Below are 21538 nucleotides of genomic sequence, written 5' to 3'. Positions count from 1 at the left end.
GACTTCATATAATTCCAAAGGAGACTTCTTTATGCTTGACGAACGCATGTTTCGCATAGTTGTTGCGTTTTTTGTCTCTCTGCTAACGGTTTTAATCCTAACTCCTATCGTAAAAAAAATTGCGATCAAAATAGGTGCAGTTGACCAGCCCAGCAACCGAAAAGTACATGATAAAATAATGCCCCGTATGGGCGGCCTGGCCATCTTTATCGGCGTAGCGGCGGGTGTGCTCGCGGCCGGCATATATAATGAAACAAAAATGACCGCCATTACAGTGGGTGCGTTTATTATTGTTATTTTAGGAATCCTCGATGATAAATACCAATTAAGCGCAAAGGTAAAGTTTTTCGTCCAGCTGGCCGTGGCCATTATGATTGTGAGCACGGGACTGAAAATGGACTTTTTCTCCGTACCGTTTTTAACGGAACGTTTAGAATTGGGATGGGTCGCTTACCCGCTGACTGTGTTATGGATCGTCGGAATTACGAACGCGATGAACCTGATTGACGGTTTGGACGGACTCGCTGCCGGCCTGTCGGTCATCGGACTCTCCACTATCGCCGTTATGGCGTTATCCGGAGGGAAAATCCTTATTCTGTCACTTTCACTTGTCGTGATAGGAAGCACACTCGGATTTTTATTTTATAATTTTCACCCGGCAAAGATATTTATGGGAGATACCGGATCGCTCTTTCTCGGATACGTCATCTCAGTACTCTCATTATTAGGTCTTTATAAAAGTGTTACTTTATTCAGTATCATCATTCCGATCATCATTTTGGGCGTGCCGATTTTTGATACGACATTCGCCGTCATCAGGCGGATTTTAAACAAACAGCCGATTTCGGCGCCTGATAAGTCACATATACACCACCGGCTGATGGCCTTCGGGCTGTCACACCGCACGGCTGTCATTATCATTTATTTAATCGGCTTTATTTTCAGCGTCAGTGCCATCCTGCTGAAAAGCGCGACCATATGGCTTTCGCTGTTTATTATTTTTGTATTGATTGTATTTATGCAAATCATAGCAGAGGTCACAGGGTTAGTAAATGAACAATTTAAACCATTTACCAAGTTTTACAAGAGACTGGTAAAGAAAAATTAAAAAGAGCAGATCATGCGAATGGTCTGCTTTTTTGTGGATTCTGCTATTCTCTTATTATATAAAAAAACCCGATCCTGCTCAAAGGATCGGGTTTACTCTTAATAGCCTGTTGTGCCGCCGGACTGTGTGCTGTCCGTACCGTTTGCACCGGCAGTACCGTTGGTTGAATCAGTGGTACCGCTTGTTCCTGCGCTGCCGGAAGTCGAATCAGCCGTACCGCCTGTTCCTGTGCTGTCAGAAGTCGAATCAGTCGTACTGTCCGTTCCGGTGCTGTCAGAAGCAGGATCGGACGCCGTGCTGCTTCCGGACGGGTAATCCAGGTGTTTCTGCAATTCCTGCCGTACTTTTTCGAGATTGGTCGGATCGGGCTGGAAATAATACGTTCCGCCCGTAGACGCGGTTCCGCCGCCGCCTAAATATAAATCTGATCCTGTTATGGTCAGTGTATCAATCTTTTTGCTGGTAAAGCCGTTGTAAATCTGCTGAAGGGCGAGTCCTTCAGTGATTCGAATATTCGTTTGGACATTATTGCTTGCTGTTTCAGCGATTTTATCGATTTTAGCAATATTTCCAGCCTTAGACATTTGGTCGATCAGTGCATTTAGGATTTGCTTTTGGCGGTCATTACGGCCGAAGTCTCCGCGTTTATCCTGCTTTCTCATGCGTGCGTAAGCCAGAGCCTGCTCACCGTTCAAATGCATGTTTCCTTTCTTGAAGTAGATCCGTTTCTTTTTACTGACGTCACTCATCTCGTCGAAGTCAAAAGGCACTTTTACATTGACTCCGCCGACTTCATCAATAACATCCTTAAAGCCGTTAAAATCGACAGTGACATACTTATCAATCGGTATGCCTAATAAGTCTTCGACGGTTGAGACGGTTTCATCCGCCCCGCCTTTAGCAAAAGCCGCATTGATTTTTGATTTTTTACCGGTTGTATCGCCGGCAAGCGTCACCCGCGTATCACGCGGAATACTCAGCATTTTCATTGTTTTATTTCTCGGATCAAGGGTAACGACAATAAGAGAGTCTGATCGTCCGCCTTTTCCGCTTGTGGCATAATTTTCGATCCCCATAAACAAAATGGAGAACGGTTTTTTCTTCATATCGATGACTTTATCCCGAAGTTTTGATTTGTCTCCGCGGGAAAGGGCATCATATGCATTATCTGCCGCATTGATCGTTTTGTATACTTTGTATCCGCCAAACCCGGCAGCGACTAACAAAACGAGGGTAAGCAGCAGCAAAATTCGTTTGAATATGATCTTTCGTTTGCTTTTCTTTTTCTTTCGAACACGCACTCTTACACGTTCAGCCATTACATTAGTCTCCTTTAGGGCTGACGTCTGTTTCTAAATACGTCAGTTCTCCCTCTGTATTCTTACTCTTGCCGTTCGTCAGTTCTGTCATCCATTTGATAAACGCTTCTTTGTCTTTTTCTTCAACGTACGTTTCAAATTCGACATGATCCGCATAATGGATATCTTTCAGTAAAAAAACTGACTCTCTCAGTTCGTTCTCTATCTTGCCGAGCCACGTATAATCCGCTGATGTATGCATAATCCGCATCAGCTTCCGCTCCGTAACTCCTATATGATTTAAGCCTTCAGACACTGACTTCCCATATGCACGAATCAATCCGCCTGCACCGAGCTTTATTCCGCCGAAATACCGGGTAACCACCGCGCAGGTATCTTTCAGACCGCGTTTTTTCAGCACTTCCAGCATGGGGACGCCGGCTGTGCCGCTTGGTTCTCCGTCATCATTCGCCTTTTGTATATGGTCGGTTTCGCCGATCAGATAAGCTGAGCAGTTATGAGTCGCATTCCAGTGCTGTTTTTTTATCTTTTGTATAAATTCCTGCGCTTCCTCTTCAGAAGCAGCACGGCTCAGGTGACACATAAAACGCGATTTTTCAATCACAATCTCATGTTCACCCGTTTCTTTAACTGTTAAATAGCTGTGCAGCATGATTGCTGGACCCTCCTGACAAGCATTAAAAGACTTGTTTCTACAAATTCGAACAGACTTTAGAATTTTTGCGCATATTTTGGTATCATGAAAGAGTAAGATACTATATAAAAATGTTTTTTTCTAGAATATACGCATTCTTTCATTATAATTCGACATAAATTGCAGTTCAATTACATTTATAATAAAAATACATAACAACACCGTTACGGAGGGAGACAGATGAATAAATCGAAGATGGACTCCAAAGTTTTGGATTCTATACTTATGAAAATGCTGAAAACCGTGGACGGGAGCAAGGACGAGGTTTTTCAAATCGGAGAGCAGTCGCGCCAGCAATATGAGCAGCTGGTTGAAGAACTCAAACAGATCAAACAGCAGGTCTACGAAGTCATTGAGCTGGGCGACAAACTTGAAGTTCATACGCGGCACGCACGAAACCGCTTGTCTGAAGTAAGCAGAAATTTCCATAAGTTCAGCGAAGAAGAAATTCGCAACGCCTATGAAAAGGCGCACAAACTTCAAGTGGAACTGACGATGATCCAACAGCGTGAAAAGCAGCTGCGGGAGCGCAGAGATGATTTAGAACGCCGGCTTTTGGGGCTTCAGGAAATCATTGAACGGTCAGAATCATTGGTCAGCCAAATAACCGTCGTTCTGAATTACCTGAATCAAGACCTTCGCCAAGTAGGGCTTCTTCTTGCCGATGCGCAGGCTAAACAAGATTTCGGTTTAAGAATCATTGAAGCCCAAGAGGAAGAAAGAAAAAGAGTTTCCAGAGAAATTCATGACGGTCCCGCGCAAATGCTGGCAAATGTCATGATGAGATCGGAATTAATTGAACGGATCTTCCGCGACCGCGGCACGGAGGACGGATTTCAGGAAATCAGAAATCTGCGGCAGAATGTGCGGAATGCCCTTTACGAAGTCAGAAGGATTATATATGATTTAAGACCGATGGCATTGGACGATCTCGGGCTGATTCCGACACTGAGAAAATATCTTTATACAACTGAAGAATACAACGGAAAGGTGAAAATACATTTTCAGTGTATCGGAGACACGGAGAACCAAAGGCTTGCCCCGCAATTTGAAGTGGCGCTTTTCCGTCTCGCTCAGGAAGCCGTCACAAATGCACTCAAGCATTCAGAATCAGAGGAAATTACAGTAAAAGTGGAAGTAACCGCTGATTTTGTCGTTCTCATCATTAAGGACAACGGAAAAGGCTTTGATATTAAGGATGCTAAACAAAAGAAAAACAAGTCATTCGGCTTGCTGGGAATGAAAGAAAGAGTAGATCTGCTTGAAGGAACGATAACGATAGACTCTAAAATAGGTCTTGGGACATTTATCATGATTAAGGTTCCGTTATCTCTCGGCCTATAATTTGTTAAATAGAGCCAAAAGACATATTGACCGAACAGCGGCGTATATAGAACAATAGGATAAGGAGGCGTAGCGTGTGACTAAAGTAAATATTGTTATTATCGACGACCATCAACTATTCCGTGAGGGTGTAAAAAGAATATTGGATTTTGAACCTACCTTTGAAGTGGTAGCAGAAGGTGACGATGGAGATGAGGCGGCTCGAATCGTCGAGCATTATCATCCCGATGTTGTCATAATGGACATCAATATGCCGAATGTAAATGGAGTAGAGGCTACTAAACAGCTTGTTGAGCTGTACCCTGAATCTAAGGTGATTATCCTCTCCATCCATGATGATGAAAACTATGTGACTCATGCTTTAAAAACAGGTGCAAGAGGCTATCTCCTGAAAGAGATGGACGCAGATACTTTAATCGAAGCAGTGAAAGTGGTAGCCGAGGGCGGTTCTTACCTTCACCCGAAAGTAACCCACAATCTTGTCAACGAATTCCGCCGTCTTGCGACAAGCGGAGTTTCTGCTCATCCTCAGCATGAGGTTTACCCGGAAATCCGGAGACCATTACATATATTAACGAGACGGGAATGTGAAGTGCTGCAAATGCTTGCAGACGGAAAAAGCAACCGCGGAATCGGTGAATCATTGTTTATCAGTGAGAAAACAGTGAAAAACCACGTGAGTAATATTTTGCAGAAAATGAACGTTAATGACCGGACACAAGCCGTTGTCGTGGCCATTAAAAACGGCTGGGTAGAGATGCGTTAGCCATGTGTGAGAAGACTTGCCTGTTATGGCAAGTCTTTTTTTACAGCTGCATATCTATTAAAATACTTATTAAGTACTTAATAAGGCAGGTAAAGTGATGAAGATTGCAGTTGTAACAGACAGTACAGCATATATTCCGAAAGAGATGAGAGAAGAACATCATATTCATATGATTCCTCTCCAAGTGGTTTTCGGTGAAAAAACATTCCGCGAAGAAACAGAACTCGACTGGAGAAGTTTTTATAAAGAAGTAAAAAATCATGATGAGCTGCCGACTACGTCTCAGCCTTCTTTCGGTGAATTAATCGCATTGTACGAAGAACTGGGCAAAACATATGATGCAGTCATAAGCATACATTTGTCCAGCGGAATCAGCGGAACATATAACAGCGCCGCCTCGGCAAACACTATGGTTGATCATATTAAAGTTTATCCCTTTGATTCAGAGATCAGCTGTTTGGCACAAGGTTTTTATGCATTAAAGGCAGCACAGCTCATTAAAGACGGTGTTGACTCACCGGAAGAGATTATAAAAGAGCTGGAAGAAATGAAAAAAACAGTCCGTGCGTATTTTATGGTGGACGATTTATCACACCTCCAGCGGGGCGGGCGTCTAAGCAGTGCTCAGGCTTTTATCGGCGGTCTGTTAAAGGTAAAGCCTATTCTTCATTTTGACAATAAGGTAATTGTTCCTTTTGAGAAGATTCGGACACGCAAAAAAGCGATTTCGAGAATTTTTGAGCTGTTTGGGGAGGATGCAAGTAAAGGAATCCCGATGCGGGCCGCTGTCATCCATGCAAACAGGGAAGAAGAAGCGGCGGATATTATACAGGAGTTAAGCGGTAAATATCCTCATGTCGAATTCTATAACAGCTATTTCGGTGCCGTGATCGGAACCCATTTGGGCGAAGGCGCCATCGGAATCGGCTGGTGCTTTAAAAACTAAGTGAAAATCTCCGTTTTCAAGGGCGGAGATTTTTTTATTTTTTAATTTTCGCAATTCGACAAGTGGGTTCCCGACAAGGCATACTTTGAGCAGAAAGGAGGCAGGGAGATGTCCGAAGGTGCTTCAGAATTTTCAAAGGTGCGGGATTTCTTTTACGGCCGGCATTTATTGAGATCTGAGATACCGTTTTCAGATCAGCGCATCAAGCGTTTTACAGAAAAAGAATATATAACGGACGAGCCGTCAATCATCCGCCGGAAAAACCGTTACGTCTGCCAACGATGCGGTCAGTCTGATCAAGCCAGCTTTGCGGCATTTTGGGCGCCCTCTGCCAAAAGGCAGATTACCTATTGCCGTGCCTGTGTCATGATGGGAAGGGCTGATGAACTGACATCATTATATTATTGGAATCAGGCCTATGAAAACAGCTGGGAACCTGTAAAGCTTTCTTGGGAAGGAACACTGACAGACGGACAGAAGCGGGCGGCCGCCGCGCTTACAGATGCGATAAAAGAGAGACAAGAGCTGTTAGTATGGGCGGTTTGCGGATCGGGGAAAACAGAGATGCTGTTTCCGGGTATCGAGTTTGCTCTGAATCACGGTTTGCGCGTCTGTGTCGCGACTCCGCGTACAGATGTCGTACTTGAACTGCTGCCGAGACTGAAAAAAGCATTTGAGAAAGTCGAAGTTTCTGTTTTGTACGGCGGCAGCGAGGACAAAGGCCGTCTGACTCCGTTAATGATTTCAACCGCTCACCAGCTGATGCGCTACCGAGACATTTTTGATGTCATGATAATAGATGAAGTAGATGCGTTTCCTTTTTCAGCCGATGAGACATTAAGATTCGCTGTTGATAAAGCGAGGAAGAAAAACAGCGCCCTTGTTTATGTAACGGCAACTCCTTCAGACACATTAAAAAAGAAGGCTGAAGCCGGTTTGCTGAAAAGCGTCCGCATACCGGCCAGATATCATCGGAAACCCCTCCCGGAGCCGCGTTTTTTGTGGTGCGGCAATTGGAAGAAGAAGCTTCAGAAAGGAAAACTGCCGCGCTCTGTAACCGATTGGGTCCGCCAAAAACTTCAATCACAGCTGCCGGTTTTCTTATTCGTTCCGTCTGTACATGTATTGAAAAAGACAACGGATTATTTTCAGAAATTAAATGTAAGGGCAGAAGGCGTTCATGCGGAAGACACATTCAGAAAGGATAAAGTGAAACGGTTCAGAGACGGCCGGCTTGACCTGCTGGTAACGACTACGATTTTAGAAAGAGGGGTTACCGTGCCCAAAGTTCAGACATGTGTCCTCGGCGCAGAAGCACCTATCTTTACTGAGAGCGCGCTCGTACAGATCGCGGGCAGAACAGGAAGGCATTATAAACATTTCAGCGGTGATGTCGTCATGTTTCATTTCGGAATCACAAGCGGAATGAAAAAAGCAAAAAAACATATAGAACATATGAACAAATTGGCACAAAAAAGTAAATTGTTGGACTAGTTAATTTCAGAAAACGTGATACAGTATACTCATACTTTCCTATGAGGAGCTGTCAGCATGCTTGTCAATTCAAAAGAAATCGTATTAAAGGAACTTCTCGACCGCCATATGTCTCAGCTTCATATGAAATGCACATGCCGGGTATGCAAAAATGATGTACTGGCACTTTCATTAAACCGGGCTGAGCCGGCATATGTTACAGATAAAAAGAAAGTTGCTTATGCAAAAGCAGAGATAGTTGATAAACAGAAAAATACGGCACTGCTTGTCATTCTGGCTGAATCAGCGGCGATTGTTTCGGTTAATCCAAGCGAGTTCTGTGAAACTCGGGAAGGAGCGTAATATCTCTGAATTGTTTATTGTGTGACTCACCAATTTCAAGTTCATTGACTTGGAGATCTCTGTTTTCTCTGGCGCCCGAGCAAGAGGTATGCAGCATATGCAGCAGCCAATTCGAAAAAATTGAAGGCCCCGTATGCAGTATATGCGGGAGGCCTCAGGAGTCAAATGAAAAATGCGCTGATTGTGCGGCCCGGGAATCAAAAACGGAAAAGCGCTTTTTGCTGCGGCGAAACCGTTCGGTATATTTGTATAATGATGCGATGAAGGACTCATTGGCCCGTTTTAAATTCAGGGGTGATGCGAAAATCATTCAAGCATTTGAACGTGACTTTGCTGCCGGCTTTAAAGCGGCATATCCATCAAATACACATACTCTCATCCCTATTCCGCTGAGCGGCGAACGGCTGGCGGAACGCGGATTCAATCAATCCGAGCTGCTGGCCTCTCTGCTCGGAATGCCCGTCATTTCCCCCCTCATCCGACTGAACAACGAAAAACAATCCAAAAAGAGCAAAACAGACAGGCTGTCTGCAGAAAAAAAGTTTTCAGCAGCCGAAAACTCCGCCGAAGGTATGAACGTCATTTTAATAGATGATATTTATACGACGGGCGCCACACTTCACCAAGCCGCCGAAGTCCTGCTGACAGTGGGTAAAGCGTCATCGGTCTCCTCTTTTACTTTAATCAGGAGCTAAATCATTTTTTTTTTCTGCCGATATAATTGATAGAAATATAAGGCAGATTAAAGAAGGAATAGGAGTTAATACGATGGGTGAATTGGCGAATTGTCCAAAATGCAATGCTTTATTTTTTAAAACGAACCTGCAGACCGTGTGCCAGGCATGTATTAAAGAAGAAGAAAAAGCATTTGAAACCGTCTATAAATTTTTGAGAAAGCAGATCAACAGACAGTCGACGATGCAGCAGATCACTGAGGAAACAGGTGTGGATGAAGAGCTGATCCTCAAGTTTATCAAACAAAAAAGAATTCAGATCAGCCAGCTTCCGAATTTGGCATATCCTTGCGAAAGGTGCGGAAATCCAATCAGGACGGGGAAATTTTGCAAGTCCTGTCAGACAGATATTGAGTCGCAATTAGACCATATGAACCAAAAAACAGCCGCTGAATTCGAAGATAAAAACAGTACAAAAGACACATACTATGCCTATAATACCAAAAACACCTGATTCCCTAAACTAACTGATAACGCAGTCGATAAAAGAATTAGACTGCGAACAGAAAGCGAGAGGAATCCTATGAAAATCAATCAGTACGGAACACAATCCGTTAATCCATACCAAAAAAATTACGAAAAGCAAGCCGTACAAAAAGAGGCTGCAAAGCCGAAGGACAAAGTGGAAATTTCTTCTCATGCAAAAGAGCTTCAAAATGCGTCAGATGCGGTCACTAAAACACGACAGGAAAAAATCGCTCAGCTTAAAGCGGATATAGAGAGCGGAACATATAAAATAGATTCAAACAGCATCGCTGAAAACATAGTGAATTTCTATAAAAAGCAATAAAAAGGAGAAAGCCAATGTCAGCAAAGCCAATTATTGATCAACTGAAGCGACTTTGCGCACTGCATGAACATCTGCTCACGCTGTCTGAGGAGAAAACGGAAGCGCTGAAAGCAGGTAAAACAAAAGAGCTCTCCAACATATTGACCAAAGAGCAAAAGTATATTCAGGCAATCGGGCAGACTGAGGAAGAACGAATCAGGTTAACTTCTCAGTTTCTCAGCCGCGGTGAGGACAATACAATTGCTGCATGCATCTCCAGAACTTCAGGCAGTGAAAAACAGGAGCTTGAAGGGTTATTTCACTCTTTGTCTGCGCTTCTTGACCGTCTGAAAGAAGTGAATGAGATGAACAAACAGCTCACGATTCAGGCTTTACAATTCATCTCCGGGGCATTCGATATGATCATGCCGGGTGAAAAAGAGAATATGAATTATAAAGAGCCGCAAGCGGCGCGCAAGCCTGTCAGCCGTTTGACATTATTCGATTCAAAAGCTTAGAACGGAGGATTTTCAATGCCATCGACTTTTATGGGGCTGGAAACAGCAAGGCGTGCATTGAGTGCGCAGCAGACTGCATTGAGCACAGTTTCAAATAACGTTGCAAATGCAAATACAGAAGGATATACGAGGCAGCGCGTCACATTACAATCGACAAGCCCTTATCCCGCTGTATCAAAAAACAGTGATCTGACGGCCGGCCAAATCGGAACAGGAGTAAAAGCCGGTTCAGTTGAGCGCGTCAGAGACAGTTTTTTAGACTATCAGTACAGAACTGAAAATACAAAATTAGGGTACTATACAGCCCGTTCCAATTCATTGTCGCAAATGGAAGGCGTCATGAAAGAGCTTGACGATAACGGATTAAACGGATCGCTCAGTTCGTTTTGGAATGCCCTTCAGGATCTGGCGACGAATCCGGAAAATACGGGAGCGCGCTCAGTTTTGCAGGAGCAGGGGAAATCTCTTGCCGAAAGTTTTAACTATATATCTACCTCTTTGACTAACATTCAGGGTGATATTAAAAAGAATCTGGATAACACAGCGGATCAGGTCAATTCCATTCTCAATCAGCTGAATGACCTTAACAATCAAATAGCGGCAGTTGAGCCGAGCGGTATGCTCCCTAATGATTTGTATGACCAAAGAGACAGATTGATTGATCAATTATCTTCTATGGCAAATATTAAAGTTTCATATAATAAGTCGGGCGGACATGCCTTGGCGACTGCTGAGGGCACGGTTAACGTTGAATTGCTGAACGGAAACAACAATTCTCTCGGTACGCTGCTCGACGGTAACACAAAAACAGTTTCAGAAATGAAAATCAACTACGATAAGGACAGCGGCCTCGTGTCGAGTGTGTCAGTCGGCAGCAATACGGTCAATGCGGATGCATTTACCGGAAAAGGCTCACTCTTAGGTCTTATTGAATCATACGGCTATATGTCAAATGGAGAAGAAAAAGGTCTTTATCCTGAAATGCTGACGGCTCTTGACAATATGGCGCTGTCCTTTGCTGACGCGTTTAATGCAGTTCATGAAAAAGGGAAGACCTATACAGGCGAACAGGGTGCAGCATTTTTTGATTTCAGCGGCGGTGAAGCGGTGCCGGCAAAAGGTGCGGCAGCGAAAATAAAAGTCAGTGACAAAATCCTTGCGTCTACTGATAATATCGCAGCGTCGTTAAACGGAGAAAAAAGTGACGGCACCAACGCGACAAATCTTGCAGCCGTACAGAACAGCAAGTTGACTATTAACGGTGAAACCACTACAATTAATGACTTTTATGAATCCCTTATCGGAAAGCTGGGCGTTAATTCACAAAAAGCGGCCAATCTTATGAACAACTCTGAAAGCAACACCCTTTCAGCCGATGAACGGAGACAATCAGTCAGTGCAGTGTCTTTAGATGAAGAAATGACAAATATGATTCAGTTTCAGCACGCTTATAATGCTGCTGCGCGGATCATAACGATGCAAGATGAAATATTCGATAAAATTATTAACGGTATGGGCACCGGAGGAAGATAGGAGATAAGTAAATGAGAGTAACTCAAGGGATGATCGCAAAAAATTCTCTTCGATTTATCGGCTCAAGTTATGACAAGCTCGATCGGCTTCAGCAGCAAGTGTCTACGGGGAAAAAAATCACGAAAGCTTCTGATGATCCGGTCGTTGCAATGAAGGGAATGCAGTACCGTACTCAGCTTGCGCAGGTAAACCAGTATCAGCGGAATGTTTCGCAAGGCTTTACATGGCTGGAAAACTCGGAATCAAGCGTAAACTCGGAAACGGATATTATGGGGAAAATCCGGGACTTGATGGTTCAGGCGAAAAGTGATTCGAACGGTGAAACAGAATTGAAAGCAATCGGTACAGAAATCGGCCAGCTGAAAAAGCAGCTCGTTTCTGTCGCGAATACTCAGGTAAACGGACGTTATCTGTTTAACGGAACAAATTCAGACGTCCCGCCGATCACTGAAAATGCCGACGGCACATATACGTACAACTATGAGAATTATACAGGTGCTTCGGATGTTAACATCAACATCTCGAACGGAGCAGTGCTGAAAGTGAATTCTGATCCAAACTCAGCTTTCGGAGGCGTCGCACAAAATGGAGATAATGTTTTTGAATTTCTTAACTCCTTAGAAGCTTCTTTAAGCAAAGGCACGCTGTCCGAAGCAGATTCAGATCAAATTCTGTCAGATATTGACGGTTTTACTGATAAAATGAATGCTGAAAAATCCAATATCGGCGCACGCACAAACCGGTTGGAACTCATTCAGACAAGATTGGAATCACAAGCGGCAACCGCTGAAAAAGTATTGTCCGATAATGAAGATGTAGAAATGGAAGATGTGATTGTTGATTATTTATCTCAGCAGACGGTCCATAGAGCAGCGCTGTCAGTGAATGCGAATATCATTCAGCCGTCACTGATCGACTTCCTGAAATAATAGAACTGATCGTCTTCAATATATAAAAAAGCGACTCACACCAGGGAGATCGCTTTTTTTACTAAAATACTATAAACAGGAGGGGTCTCTGTGCAGATGCCGAGATTGATTATTGACAGTGTGCCTGCTAAAATCGGTATAACCTTTCAAAAGGAAGAAATCGAGATGGAACAGCCGCCCGCTGACCTGAAAATCGAGCAGCCGCCGGCAGAGCTGAACATTGAAAGTACGCCGGCCAAACTGACGATTGATCAGACGAGGGCTTGGGAGAACTTGAATCTCAAATCATTTGAAAAGCTGAACGCTGAAGCCGCCCAGAAAGGTGCGGAAGCCTGCAGTGAGTTTATTGCAAAAACAGTCAGGGAAGGGAAGGAAATGGCGGCTATCGAAAAGAAAACGGGCAATGTGATGGCCCGGCAGGCAGCAGATGTCAGACCGCCCGATCCATTCGGCGAATTCAGCGACTTTCTGCCTGCGCAGTTTCTCGTCGACATTGACTGTATTCCTTCAAAGCTTACGATTGATATTGAAGCCCGCAAACCTTCAATTGAAGCAGCCGTCAATAAACCTGTATGGAATTATACGCCGGGGAAAGTTCAGATTGATATGATGCAAGATCCTAAGGTGACGATTTCGGTTGACGATGGCAACGCAGAATAAAAGATGAAAGTGGTAAAGGATTGTGAAGCATGATAATTAAAACAAAATATCACGGAGAAATCAGAATAGACGAAGGGCAGATTATCTCATTTGAAAACGGCCTGCCGGGATTTAATGACGAGACTCAATTTGTTGTTCTTCCTTTGTCGGAAGATTCACCGTTTTTGGCGCTGCAGTCTGTCAAACAGGAGCACATCGCTTTTATTGTCGCCAGTCCGTTTATTTTCTTTAAAGGGTACGAATTTGACATTGACCATGCGACGCTTGAACTTTTGCATATTGAAGATATAGAGGACGTCGAAGTGATGGCGATTTTAACGCTGGAAGAGCCTTTTGAAAACACGACCGCCAATTTAAAAGCGCCGATTATCGTCAATAAAAAGGAAATGAAGGCGAAACAAATCATTTTACATGATGCTTCCTATGAAACAAAACATCTGATAGGAGGAGGATCATGCTAGTTCTCTCAAGAAAAGTGAATGAGTCCATTCAGATCGGGCCGGATATTGAAATAAAGGTGATCGCCATCGAAGGAGAACAAGTGAAGCTGGGAATTGAAGCGCCTCAGCACGTAGATATTCACAGGAAAGAAATCTACTTGTCGATCCTGGAAGAGAACAACAGAGCTGTATCTTTTAATACTGATTTATTACTTAACCTATCCTCACAAAAAAAGTGAGGATTTTTTTATTTTCAATATAAACAATAGAAACGGCCATCCGATATATATAGTGTAGCCAATGAGAGGAAAAATTTTCTTCAGAATGACGCTGCGCAAATGCACAAGGACGTGCGAAAAACAATTCAGGGAGGAAATACAAAATGAGAATCAACCACAATATCGCGGCTCTTAACACTAGCCGTCAGCTGAATGCAGGTTCAAGCTCTGCTGCAAAAAACATGGAAAAATTATCTTCAGGTCTTCGCATCAACCGCGCTGGTGATGACGCTGCGGGTCTTGCGATCTCTGAAAAAATGCGTTCTCAAATCCGCGGTTTAGACATGGCGTCTAAAAACGCTCAAGACGGAATCTCTCTTATCCAAACGGCTGAGGGAGCATTAAACGAAACTCACAGCATTCTTCAGCGTATGAGCGAGCTTGCTACACAAGCGGCGAACGACACGAACACTACTTCTGACCGTGACGAGTTACAGAAAGAGATGGATCAGCTTTCTTCTGAAGTGACAAGAATTTCTACAGATACTGAGTTTAACACAAAGAAATTGCTTGATGGCACGGCTGACAAACTGACTTTCCAAATTGGTGCTAACGAAGGTCAAACTATGAGCCTTTCAATTAACAACATGAACGCTGATTCTTTAAAAGTTATTGGCCAAGTTGGCGAGAAGACAGCACTTGATGGAAACTCTGAACTCGAAGTAAGAAACGATCAAGGTCAAGCCGTGAAAATTTCATTCACTGCGGCTGGAAGTGCTGATGTAGATAAAACAACTGCGTCTTATGATGAGACTAGCAAAACAGTAACTGTAACATTAGCGCAAAAAGCTGATGGTACTATTACTGCATCACAAGAAGACGTTCTAAATTCTTTAAATAAAACAGGGGCTGTTAAAGCTACTGCTATTGATGGCGCAGACTTAACTAAAAAAGCTACTGTAGGAGCTGACACTACAACTTCTACTACAGTAAATAAAGACGCTACAAAAGGTATCGACATCTCATCTTCAGCTAAAGCTGCGTCTTCAGCTCTTACAACAATCAAAACAGCTATCGACACAGTATCAAGCGAGCGCGCTAAACTTGGTGCGGTTCAAAACCGTTTAGAGCACACAATCAACAACCTTGGTACTTCTTCTGAGAACCTGACTTCTGCTGAATCACGTATCCGTGACGTAGACATGGCTTCTGAGATGATGGAGTACACGAAAAACAACATCCTTACTCAGGCTTCTCAAGCTATGCTTGCGCAAGCTAACCAACAGCCTCAGCAAGTTCTTCAATTGCTGAAAGGTTAATGACGGAAAGATCCTGGTTCTCCAGGGTCTTTTTTTTATTTCTTCAGCTATCTCCCCCTTCAGCAAGCCAAAGAACCCTATTGACAAAATGAAACATTATATTTTGCAGTTAAATTATTGAAAACCTTTTAATATGACCGATATAAGAATAAGATCATACATTTATGGAGCTGTGATATGATAAACAGTCGGAAACTCACTGTTGTCATAGAGCCGTATACGACTAAACGCCGAAAAGGAGAGGGTACATATGGTCACAAGAATCACAGGCCTTAATTCCGGTCTTGATGTAGATTCTCTGGTGAAAAAAATGATGGATGCCGAAAAGCAGCCGCTTAATAAATTAAACCAGCAAAAGCAGACGCTTGAATGGAAGCGCGATGCTTATCGGGAAGTGAATACCCAGATTGCCGACATGTATTCTACGACATTTAATAATATGCTGATGTCCACAAACTGGAATAAAAAAACAGTAACAAGTTCGGATTCCAGTGTCAGCGCGGTGGCTGTCAGTGCTGAACAGAATATTTCAACGAGCATGTCTGTACAGCAGCTGGCCACACCGACGACTTATAAATCATCAGGGGCCATCAATTTCACTTCGGGTCAGAGCCAAACATTGAAATTCAATGTCACAAATCCGGGTGAAACGAAGCCGACTGAGGTAAACGTCACGATCGCCGCGACCGATACGATTGACGATGTCATTTCCAAACTGAACAGCTCGGGCCTTGGGGTGACGGCTTTAAAAGAGAAAATCTCCAATGGCTCGGATTATGTGGATACGATTGCGTTCACTTCCAATAAAACGGGGGAAGGATTTACCCTTTCAGCAGGTGATGACGCAACCAAAAGCTTTCTGAAAGATCAGCTCGGTTTTGCCGTTGATGATGCAACAAATGAACTGACGGCCAATGCCGAAGGGAAAAACGCGAAGTTTACGTTCAACGGGCTTGAAATGACAAAAACGTCAAATAACTTTACGATCAACGGCATCAAATACACGCTGAACAGCGTGACGGACAGCAATAAAACGGTTACGATTAACAGCACGACTGATACGGACGGCATTTTTAACAACATTAAAGATTTCGTTGATAAATACAATACGTTAATTAAAAGTGTAAACGAGAAGGCGTCGGAATCAAAATACCGTGATTATAAGCCGCTAACCGATGAACAAAGAGAAGCGATGACCGATAAGCAGATTGAGCAGTGGGAGGCAAAGGCCAAAAGCGGGTTATTACGGAGCGACAGCACGCTGCAGAACGGTTTGGCGGAGATGCGGCTTGATCTGTACTCAACGGTTACGATTGACGGGAAAAAATATCAGCTTGCAGATTTCGGAATTGAGACGTCTGATAGTTATACGGATCAAGGAAAGCTTGTCATTAAAGACGAAGCGAAACTGAAACAGAAAATTACCGAGAATCCTGCTCTCGTGGCTAAACTGTTTAATGCAGACAGCCCTGATACAGCGAAAACCAAAAACCCGGAGGAACAGGGGATTGCCCGGAGATTAAAAGACACTTTAAACAAAATGCAGACCCAAATTTCAAAACAGGCGGGTACGGAAAGCTCGGTATCAACCAGCTTTGCCATCGGAAAAAGCCTGGATGAAATAGAAACAAATATTTCCAATATGAAAACGAAGCTGGATGACATCGAAACGAGATATTATAAAAAGTTCAGCGCACTGGATACGGCATTGGAGAAATTGAACAGCCAATCTTCATATCTCACGTCAATGTTAGGATCTTCAACATCATAACCTTGGAGGTTTTATAAAAATGGCAATAAATAATCCTTTTGCTGCTTATCAGCAGACATCCGTCTTTACAGCCGCTCCGGAAGAGCTGACCCTTATGCTTTATAACGGCTGCCTGCGATTCATTAAGCTGGCAAGGCAGGCGATGAAGCAAAACAACCTTGAAGCCAAAAATGAAAATATCGTAAAGGCGCAAAACATCATTCAAGAGCTCAGCATCACGTTAAACCGGGAGATTGAGATATCTGAACAGATGTCATCCATTTATGATTACATCCGCCGCCGACTGATCGATGCGAACGTGCAGAATAACGAAGAGTTTTTAGATGAAGCGGAAAAGCTCGTTACTGAATTTCGCGACACGTGGAAGCAGGCCATGCAGAGTGAACGGAAAAACAGCCACGGCGCGGGCGGCCTTGCCTGATGAACAGCAATGTCTTTTCTTTGTATAACGAAACGAAGAACATGTACGCCGCACTGAAGGACGCCCCGGAAAGCGACGGTCTCATCAGCAGCGTTACGGCATTTACGGAGAAAAGGGAGGAGATGCTTGCGGGCATAAAGCCGCCTTTTTCCGAAGAAGAAAAAACGCTGCTTCAGCAGGTGGCCGCGATGGACCGCCTGATTACCGGCGAAGTAAAACGGATTCAGGATGGTATCCGAAATGAAATAAAAACGCTTAAGAAAAAACGAATCTACCATAATACGTATTTCAATCCGTATCATCAAACGACAAGTGACGGCCGTTTTTACGACAAACGCAAATAGGTGAGTGTTTTGAGAAGTTTGAACGATTACCATTTGGTGTCAGCCTACTACCAGCTTCTTTTTACGATTGATGAGGGGCTTTGCTACCTGTTGGACACGCAGGATGATTTTTTTAAGACGGAGGGCGAGCGGATTTACAACGATTTGATTCAGGCTTTTTTTCATCTCGATTCCTCTCATGCGCTTCTGCTGTCTATCATTGAGTGCCGATGCGTGGAGACGGCGATCCGCTCATTTGACGAGATCTTTCAGGATTTCAGCATGTTAAATGATTATGATTTCCCGTCCGCCCCTTTTCAGGAGTTTTTAAAAACCATCTTTCTGCCGCATTATAAGCTGTGGATGGAGCAGACGCACGACTGCATCAAACCGTATGTTCTTCACTAGACCTGCTGCAAGCGGCAGGTCTTTTGCCTGCGTCCTCCGCATATACTTATAATCCTGGCGGAAGCTGCCGGATAAAACCGACACCATTCGTCATCGTTCACCGAATTTACACATTATTTTAACGTTTCAGCAGGGATCAGAAGGGGTAAAAGAGAAATAGTTACATATCCTTAGATAAAGGGAGGCGTTCTTTGATGAACTACAATATCAGAGGAGAAAACATTGAGGTTACACCTGCGTTAAAGGATCATGTGGAGAGAAAAATCGGCAAGCTGGAGCGATATTTCGAGCAGAGCGTCAATGCCGATGTGAACGTCAACTTAAAATTCTATAATGATAAGGAATCCAAAGTTGAAGTCACCATTCCGATGACTGATCTGGCGCTTCGTTCTGAAGTGCATAACGAGGATATGTACAATGCAATTGATCTCGCAACAAACAAGCTGGAACGTCAAATCCGAAAGCACAAAACAAAAGTCAACCGAAAATTCCGCGAGCAGGGTCTTCCGAAACATTATTTCGAGAACGGCAGCGCTGCTGATACGGGCGTAGCGGTTCAGGACGAAATTGAAGATGACAGCCCGGAAATTGTCCGTCAAAAGCGTTTTAATTTAAAACCGATGGATAATGAAGAAGCGATTCTCCAAATGAATATGCTCGGACATAATTTCTTCGTATTCACCAACGCGGAGACGAATCTCACAAACGTCGTTTACCGCAGAAATGACGGCAAATACGGATTAATTGAACCGACTGAATAAACCCATCCAGCCTTCCGTGAACGCGCGGAAGGTTTTTCTCTATCTTTACCTGCAAATTCTTTGGAAATAGCAAAAGGTATGTTATGATAATGAGAGGTATACATGGACAGAAAATTATCATTTATTCCATGCAAAATCTGCATGTGAACATAGAGGAGCGTTATAGATGCTTGGGATTTTAAATAAAATGTTTGATCCGACCAAACGTGCGCTGAACAAATACGAAAAAATAGCAAATGACATTGATGCCGTAAGAGGAGATTATGAAAATCTCTCTGACGAGGCGCTTAAACATAAAACGGCAGAATTTAAAGAGCGGCTTGAAAAAGGAGAAACGACGGATGACCTTCTTGTCGAAGCGTTTGCCGTCGTTCGTGAAGCTTCCCGCCGCGTAACCGGCATGTTCCCGTTTAAAGTACAGCTGATGGGGGGCATCGCCCTTCATGAAGGGAACATCTCCGAAATGAAAACAGGGGAAGGGAAAACGCTGACGTCCACGCTTCCTGTGTATTTAAATGCGTTGACGGGAAAAGGCGTTCACGTCGTAACGGTCAACGAATATCTGGCGAGCCGTGATGCCCAGCAAATGGGAGAAATTTTTGCGTTTCTCGGGCTTACAGTCGGCCTGAACCTGAATTCGATGTCAAAAGACGAAAAGCGTGAAGCTTACGCAGCCGATATCACGTATTCAACGAACAATGAACTCGGCTTTGATTATTTGCGTGACAACATGGTGCTCTATAAAGAACAAATGGTACAGCGCCCGCTTCATTTTGCCGTTATTGATGAAGTCGATTCAATTTTAGTCGATGAAGCGAGAACGCCATTGATTATTTCCGGACAAGCTCAGAAGTCCACAAAACTTTACGTGCAGGCAAATGCGTTTGTCCGCACACTCAAGAAAGATCAGGATTATACGTATGACGTCAAAACGAAGGGCGTTCAGCTGACGGAAGAAGGAATGACGAAGGCTGAAAAAACGTTCGGCATCGACAACCTGTTTGATGTCAAAAACGTGGCCTTGAACCACCATATCAACCAGGCTTTAAAAGCCCATGCGGCGATGCAGAAAGACGTGGATTATGTTGTTGAGGACGGCCAGGTCGTCATCGTTGATTCCTTCACCGGCCGTCTGATGAAAGGACGCCGCTACAGCGAAGGTCTTCACCAGGCAATTGAGGCGAAAGAAGGCCTGGAGATTCAAAATGAAAGCATGACATTGGCGACGATTACGTTCCAAAACTATTTCCGTATGTACGAAAAGCTGGCCGGTATGACCGGTACCGCAAAAACGGAAGAGGAAGAATTCCGCAATATTTATAACATGCAGGTTGTATCCATCCCGACCAACCAGCCGGTCATCCGTGACGACCGTCCGGATTTGATCTACCGCTCAATGGAAGGAAAATTCAAGGCGGTGGCGGAGGATGTCGCCCAGCGCTACATGACCGGACAGCCGGTTCTTGTCGGTACGGTTGCCGTTGAAACGTCTGAATTGATTTCTAAACTTCTGAAAAACAAAGGGATTCCGCATCAGGTGCTGAATGCCAAAAACCATGAGCGTGAAGCTCAGATTATTGAAGAAGCGGGACAAAAAGGCGCTGTCACGATTGCGACCAACATGGCGGGACGCGGAACCGACATTAAACTCGGCGAAGGCGTAAAAGAGCTTGGCGGCCTTGCAGTCGTCGGTACGGAACGCCACGAATCCCGCCGGATTGACAATCAGCTCCGCGGACGTTCAGGACGTCAGGGAGACCCGGGCATCACACAATTTTATCTTTCAATGGAAGATGAATTGATGCGCCGTTTCGGAGCTGAACGGACGATGGCGATGCTTGACCGGTTCGGTATGGATGACTCCACGCCGATTCAGAGCAAAATGGTGTCACGCGCCGTGGAATCATCTCAAAAACGTGTCGAAGGAAACAACTTTGATTCACGTAAACAGCTTCTTCAATATGACGACGTGCTCCGTCAGCAGCGCGAAGTCATATACAAGCAGCGTTTTGAAGTCATTGACTCTGAAAACCTGCGTGACATTGTGGAAGGCATGATCAAGTCTTCTCTGGAGCGTGCGATTGCCGCTTATACGCCGAAAGAGGAGCTTCCGGAAGAATGGAATCTTGACGGCCTCGTGGAGCTGGTGAATTCAACGTATCTTGATGAAGGCGCACTTGAAAAGAGCGATATCTTCGGAAAAGAACCGGATGAAATGCATGAGATGATCATGGACCGCATCATGACAAAATATAATGAAAAAGAAGAGAATTTCGGCACAGAGCAGATGCGTGAATTTGAAAAAGTCATCGTATTGCGTGCCGTTGATTCAAAATGGATGGATCATATTGATGCGATGGATCAGCTGCGTCAAGGGATTCACCTCCGCGCTTATGCGCAGACAAATCCGCTGCGTGAATATCAAATGGAAGGCTTCGCAATGTTTGAGCACATGATTGAGTCCATTGAGGACGAAGTTGCGAAATTCGTCATGAAGGCCGAGATTGAAAGCAATCTGGAACGCGAAGAAGTTGTTCAGGGCCAAACGACGGCTCATCAGCCGCAGGACGGCGATGAGGCCAAACAAGCGAAAAAAGCGCCGGTGCGCAAAGTTGTGGATATCGGACGCAACGCGCCTTGCCATTGCGGCAGCGGAAAAAAATATAAAAATTGCTGCGGCCGGACAGAATAGTCTCGACTGTATGAAGCGAACATGACCGG

24 protein-coding genes are annotated in these 21538 nt (G+C 44.2%); 22 read left to right on the top strand and 2 right to left on the bottom strand.

Annotated elements, in window-relative coordinates; translation table 11 throughout:
• Positions 1-31: 31 nt before the first annotated feature.
• Positions 32-1108, top strand: coding sequence for a glycosyltransferase family 4 protein (locus V7728_RS02380; RefSeq protein ID WP_003151382.1), 1077 nt, complete (start codon positions 32-34; stop codon positions 1106-1108).
• 98 nt (positions 1109-1206) lie between these two features.
• Here the strand turns inward: V7728_RS02380 and V7728_RS02375 are convergent, their stop codons facing one another.
• Both V7728_RS02375 and V7728_RS02370 read right to left on the bottom strand, forming a co-directional pair.
• Complete coding sequence (locus tag V7728_RS02375; RefSeq protein ID WP_012118574.1) at positions 1207-2427, bottom strand: LCP family protein; 1221 nt, start codon at positions 2425-2427, stop codon at positions 1207-1209.
• A gap of 4 nt (positions 2428-2431) precedes the next feature.
• The gene (locus V7728_RS02370) at positions 2432-3079 is read right to left on the bottom strand and encodes a YigZ family protein (RefSeq protein ID WP_076424607.1); all 648 of its coding nucleotides are present in this window, start codon (positions 3077-3079) and stop codon (positions 2432-2434) included.
• A 222-nt stretch (positions 3080-3301) separates the two neighbouring features.
• On the opposite strand from V7728_RS02370, the gene degS reads away from it, so the two are divergent.
• The 21 genes from degS (at position 3302) to secA (ending at position 21509) form a co-directional block, all read left to right on the top strand.
• Positions 3302-4465 carry a two-component sensor histidine kinase DegS gene (gene degS / locus V7728_RS02365; RefSeq protein WP_007407484.1) on the top strand — a complete coding sequence of 388 codons (1164 nt, stop codon included), beginning with the start codon at positions 3302-3304 and terminating at the stop codon, positions 4463-4465.
• 76 nt (positions 4466-4541) lie between these two features.
• A complete protein-coding gene (gene degU, locus V7728_RS02360) occupies positions 4542-5231 on the top strand; it encodes a two-component system response regulator DegU (protein ID WP_003219701.1) in 690 nt (229 codons plus the stop codon).
• Positions 5232-5328: 97 nt separating this feature from the next.
• The gene (locus V7728_RS02355; RefSeq protein WP_003151387.1) at positions 5329-6177 is read left to right on the top strand and encodes a DegV family protein; all 849 of its coding nucleotides are present in this window, start codon (positions 5329-5331) and stop codon (positions 6175-6177) included.
• A gap of 108 nt (positions 6178-6285) precedes the next feature.
• Positions 6286-7671 (top strand): DEAD/DEAH box helicase, encoded by a 1386-nt coding sequence (locus tag V7728_RS02350; protein ID WP_094032535.1) that lies wholly within the window; start codon positions 6286-6288, stop codon positions 7669-7671.
• A 57-nt stretch (positions 7672-7728) separates the two neighbouring features.
• Positions 7729-8013, top strand: a complete 285-nt coding sequence (locus tag V7728_RS02345; RefSeq protein WP_007407481.1) for a late competence development ComFB family protein — start codon at positions 7729-7731, stop codon at positions 8011-8013.
• A 5-nt stretch (positions 8014-8018) separates the two neighbouring features.
• Positions 8019-8708, top strand: a complete 690-nt coding sequence (locus V7728_RS02340; protein ID WP_217898730.1) for a phosphoribosyltransferase family protein — start codon at positions 8019-8021, stop codon at positions 8706-8708.
• A gap of 73 nt (positions 8709-8781) precedes the next feature.
• Complete coding sequence (locus V7728_RS02335) at positions 8782-9201, top strand: TIGR03826 family flagellar region protein (RefSeq protein ID WP_025285352.1); 420 nt, start codon at positions 8782-8784, stop codon at positions 9199-9201.
• 69 nt (positions 9202-9270) lie between these two features.
• Positions 9271-9537, top strand: coding sequence for a flagellar biosynthesis anti-sigma factor FlgM (gene flgM / locus V7728_RS02330; protein ID WP_003151393.1), 267 nt, complete (start codon positions 9271-9273; stop codon positions 9535-9537).
• 14 nt (positions 9538-9551) lie between these two features.
• The gene (locus V7728_RS02325; protein WP_003151394.1) at positions 9552-10034 is read left to right on the top strand and encodes a flagellar protein FlgN; all 483 of its coding nucleotides are present in this window, start codon (positions 9552-9554) and stop codon (positions 10032-10034) included.
• 15 nt (positions 10035-10049) lie between these two features.
• A complete protein-coding gene (flgK, locus tag V7728_RS02320) occupies positions 10050-11567 on the top strand; it encodes a flagellar hook-associated protein FlgK (protein ID WP_032869556.1) in 1518 nt (505 codons plus the stop codon).
• An 11-nt stretch (positions 11568-11578) separates the two neighbouring features.
• A complete protein-coding gene (flgL, locus tag V7728_RS02315; protein WP_007407477.1) occupies positions 11579-12496 on the top strand; it encodes a flagellar hook-associated protein FlgL in 918 nt (305 codons plus the stop codon).
• Between the two features lie 90 nt (positions 12497-12586).
• Positions 12587-13156: a DUF6470 family protein gene (locus tag V7728_RS02310; protein WP_043020595.1), complete on the top strand. Its 570-nt coding sequence runs from the start codon at positions 12587-12589 to the stop codon at positions 13154-13156.
• A gap of 29 nt (positions 13157-13185) precedes the next feature.
• Positions 13186-13617: a flagellar assembly protein FliW gene (gene fliW / locus V7728_RS02305; RefSeq protein ID WP_007407475.1), complete on the top strand. Its 432-nt coding sequence runs from the start codon at positions 13186-13188 to the stop codon at positions 13615-13617.
• Positions 13611-13835 carry a carbon storage regulator CsrA gene (gene csrA, locus V7728_RS02300; protein ID WP_003151402.1) on the top strand — a complete coding sequence of 75 codons (225 nt, stop codon included), beginning with the start codon at positions 13611-13613 and terminating at the stop codon, positions 13833-13835. The genes fliW and csrA overlap by 7 nt, the downstream gene beginning before the upstream one ends.
• A gap of 143 nt (positions 13836-13978) precedes the next feature.
• Positions 13979-15133, top strand: coding sequence for a flagellin N-terminal helical domain-containing protein (locus V7728_RS02295; protein WP_059367709.1), 1155 nt, complete (start codon positions 13979-13981; stop codon positions 15131-15133).
• A gap of 250 nt (positions 15134-15383) precedes the next feature.
• On the top strand, positions 15384-16904 hold the full coding sequence (locus V7728_RS02290; protein ID WP_099567127.1) for a flagellar hook-associated protein 2: 1521 nt from the start codon (positions 15384-15386) through the stop codon (positions 16902-16904).
• Positions 16905-16923: 19 nt separating this feature from the next.
• Positions 16924-17325 (top strand): flagellar export chaperone FliS, encoded by a 402-nt coding sequence (gene fliS, locus V7728_RS02285; RefSeq protein WP_032869562.1) that lies wholly within the window; start codon positions 16924-16926, stop codon positions 17323-17325.
• Entirely contained in the window at positions 17325-17669 is a 345-nt protein-coding gene (gene fliT / locus V7728_RS02280) for a flagella biosynthesis regulatory protein FliT (RefSeq protein ID WP_007614086.1), read from the top strand. The genes fliS and fliT overlap by 1 nt, the downstream gene beginning before the upstream one ends.
• 9 nt (positions 17670-17678) lie before the next feature.
• Positions 17679-18056, top strand: coding sequence for a hypothetical protein (locus tag V7728_RS02275; protein ID WP_003151412.1), 378 nt, complete (start codon positions 17679-17681; stop codon positions 18054-18056).
• A 194-nt stretch (positions 18057-18250) separates the two neighbouring features.
• A complete protein-coding gene (hpf, locus tag V7728_RS02270) occupies positions 18251-18817 on the top strand; it encodes a ribosome hibernation-promoting factor, HPF/YfiA family (protein WP_003151413.1) in 567 nt (188 codons plus the stop codon).
• Between the two features lie 166 nt (positions 18818-18983).
• Positions 18984-21509 carry a preprotein translocase subunit SecA gene (gene secA / locus V7728_RS02265; protein WP_007407469.1) on the top strand — a complete coding sequence of 842 codons (2526 nt, stop codon included), beginning with the start codon at positions 18984-18986 and terminating at the stop codon, positions 21507-21509.
• Positions 21510-21538 lie beyond the last annotated feature (29 nt).

Origin of the sequence: Bacillus sp. JHAA, assembly GCF_036961585.1 — a bacterium.
Lineage (GTDB): Bacteria > Bacillota > Bacilli > Bacillales > Bacillaceae > Bacillus > Bacillus velezensis.
The sequence above is the reverse complement of the archived record's forward strand: the minus strand, read 5'-3'. Positions and strand labels throughout refer to the sequence as shown.

Bases quoted from the DNA above. Each gene is read 5' to 3' on its own strand.
- V7728_RS02355 (WP_003151387.1), top strand. From the start codon at position 5,329: ATGAAGATTGCAGTTGTAACAGACAGTACAGCATATATTCCGAAAGAG.
- fliS (WP_032869562.1), top strand. From the start codon at position 16,924: ATGGCAATAAATAATCCTTTTGCTGCTTATCAGCAGACATCCGTCTTT.
- csrA (WP_003151402.1), top strand. From the start codon at position 13,611: ATGCTAGTTCTCTCAAGAAAAGTGAATGAGTCCATTCAGATCGGGCCG.
- V7728_RS02290 (WP_099567127.1), top strand. From the start codon at position 15,384: ATGGTCACAAGAATCACAGGCCTTAATTCCGGTCTTGATGTAGATTCT.
- V7728_RS02335 (WP_025285352.1), top strand. From the start codon at position 8,782: ATGGGTGAATTGGCGAATTGTCCAAAATGCAATGCTTTATTTTTTAAA.
- flgM (WP_003151393.1), top strand. From the start codon at position 9,271: ATGAAAATCAATCAGTACGGAACACAATCCGTTAATCCATACCAAAAA.
- V7728_RS02380 (WP_003151382.1), top strand. From the start codon at position 32: ATGCTTGACGAACGCATGTTTCGCATAGTTGTTGCGTTTTTTGTCTCT.
- V7728_RS02350 (WP_094032535.1), top strand. From the start codon at position 6,286: ATGTCCGAAGGTGCTTCAGAATTTTCAAAGGTGCGGGATTTCTTTTAC.
- hpf (WP_003151413.1), top strand. From the start codon at position 18,251: ATGAACTACAATATCAGAGGAGAAAACATTGAGGTTACACCTGCGTTA.
- fliT (WP_007614086.1), top strand. From the start codon at position 17,325: ATGAACAGCAATGTCTTTTCTTTGTATAACGAAACGAAGAACATGTAC.
- flgK (WP_032869556.1), top strand. From the start codon at position 10,050: ATGCCATCGACTTTTATGGGGCTGGAAACAGCAAGGCGTGCATTGAGT.
- V7728_RS02375 (WP_012118574.1), bottom strand. From the start codon at position 2,427: ATGGCTGAACGTGTAAGAGTGCGTGTTCGAAAGAAAAAGAAAAGCAAA.
- degS (WP_007407484.1), top strand. From the start codon at position 3,302: ATGAATAAATCGAAGATGGACTCCAAAGTTTTGGATTCTATACTTATG.
- V7728_RS02295 (WP_059367709.1), top strand. From the start codon at position 13,979: ATGAGAATCAACCACAATATCGCGGCTCTTAACACTAGCCGTCAGCTG.
- flgL (WP_007407477.1), top strand. From the start codon at position 11,579: ATGAGAGTAACTCAAGGGATGATCGCAAAAAATTCTCTTCGATTTATC.
- fliW (WP_007407475.1), top strand. From the start codon at position 13,186: ATGATAATTAAAACAAAATATCACGGAGAAATCAGAATAGACGAAGGG.
- V7728_RS02370 (WP_076424607.1), bottom strand. From the start codon at position 3,079: ATGCTGCACAGCTATTTAACAGTTAAAGAAACGGGTGAACATGAGATT.
- V7728_RS02325 (WP_003151394.1), top strand. From the start codon at position 9,552: ATGTCAGCAAAGCCAATTATTGATCAACTGAAGCGACTTTGCGCACTG.
- V7728_RS02345 (WP_007407481.1), top strand. From the start codon at position 7,729: ATGCTTGTCAATTCAAAAGAAATCGTATTAAAGGAACTTCTCGACCGC.
- secA (WP_007407469.1), top strand. From the start codon at position 18,984: ATGCTTGGGATTTTAAATAAAATGTTTGATCCGACCAAACGTGCGCTG.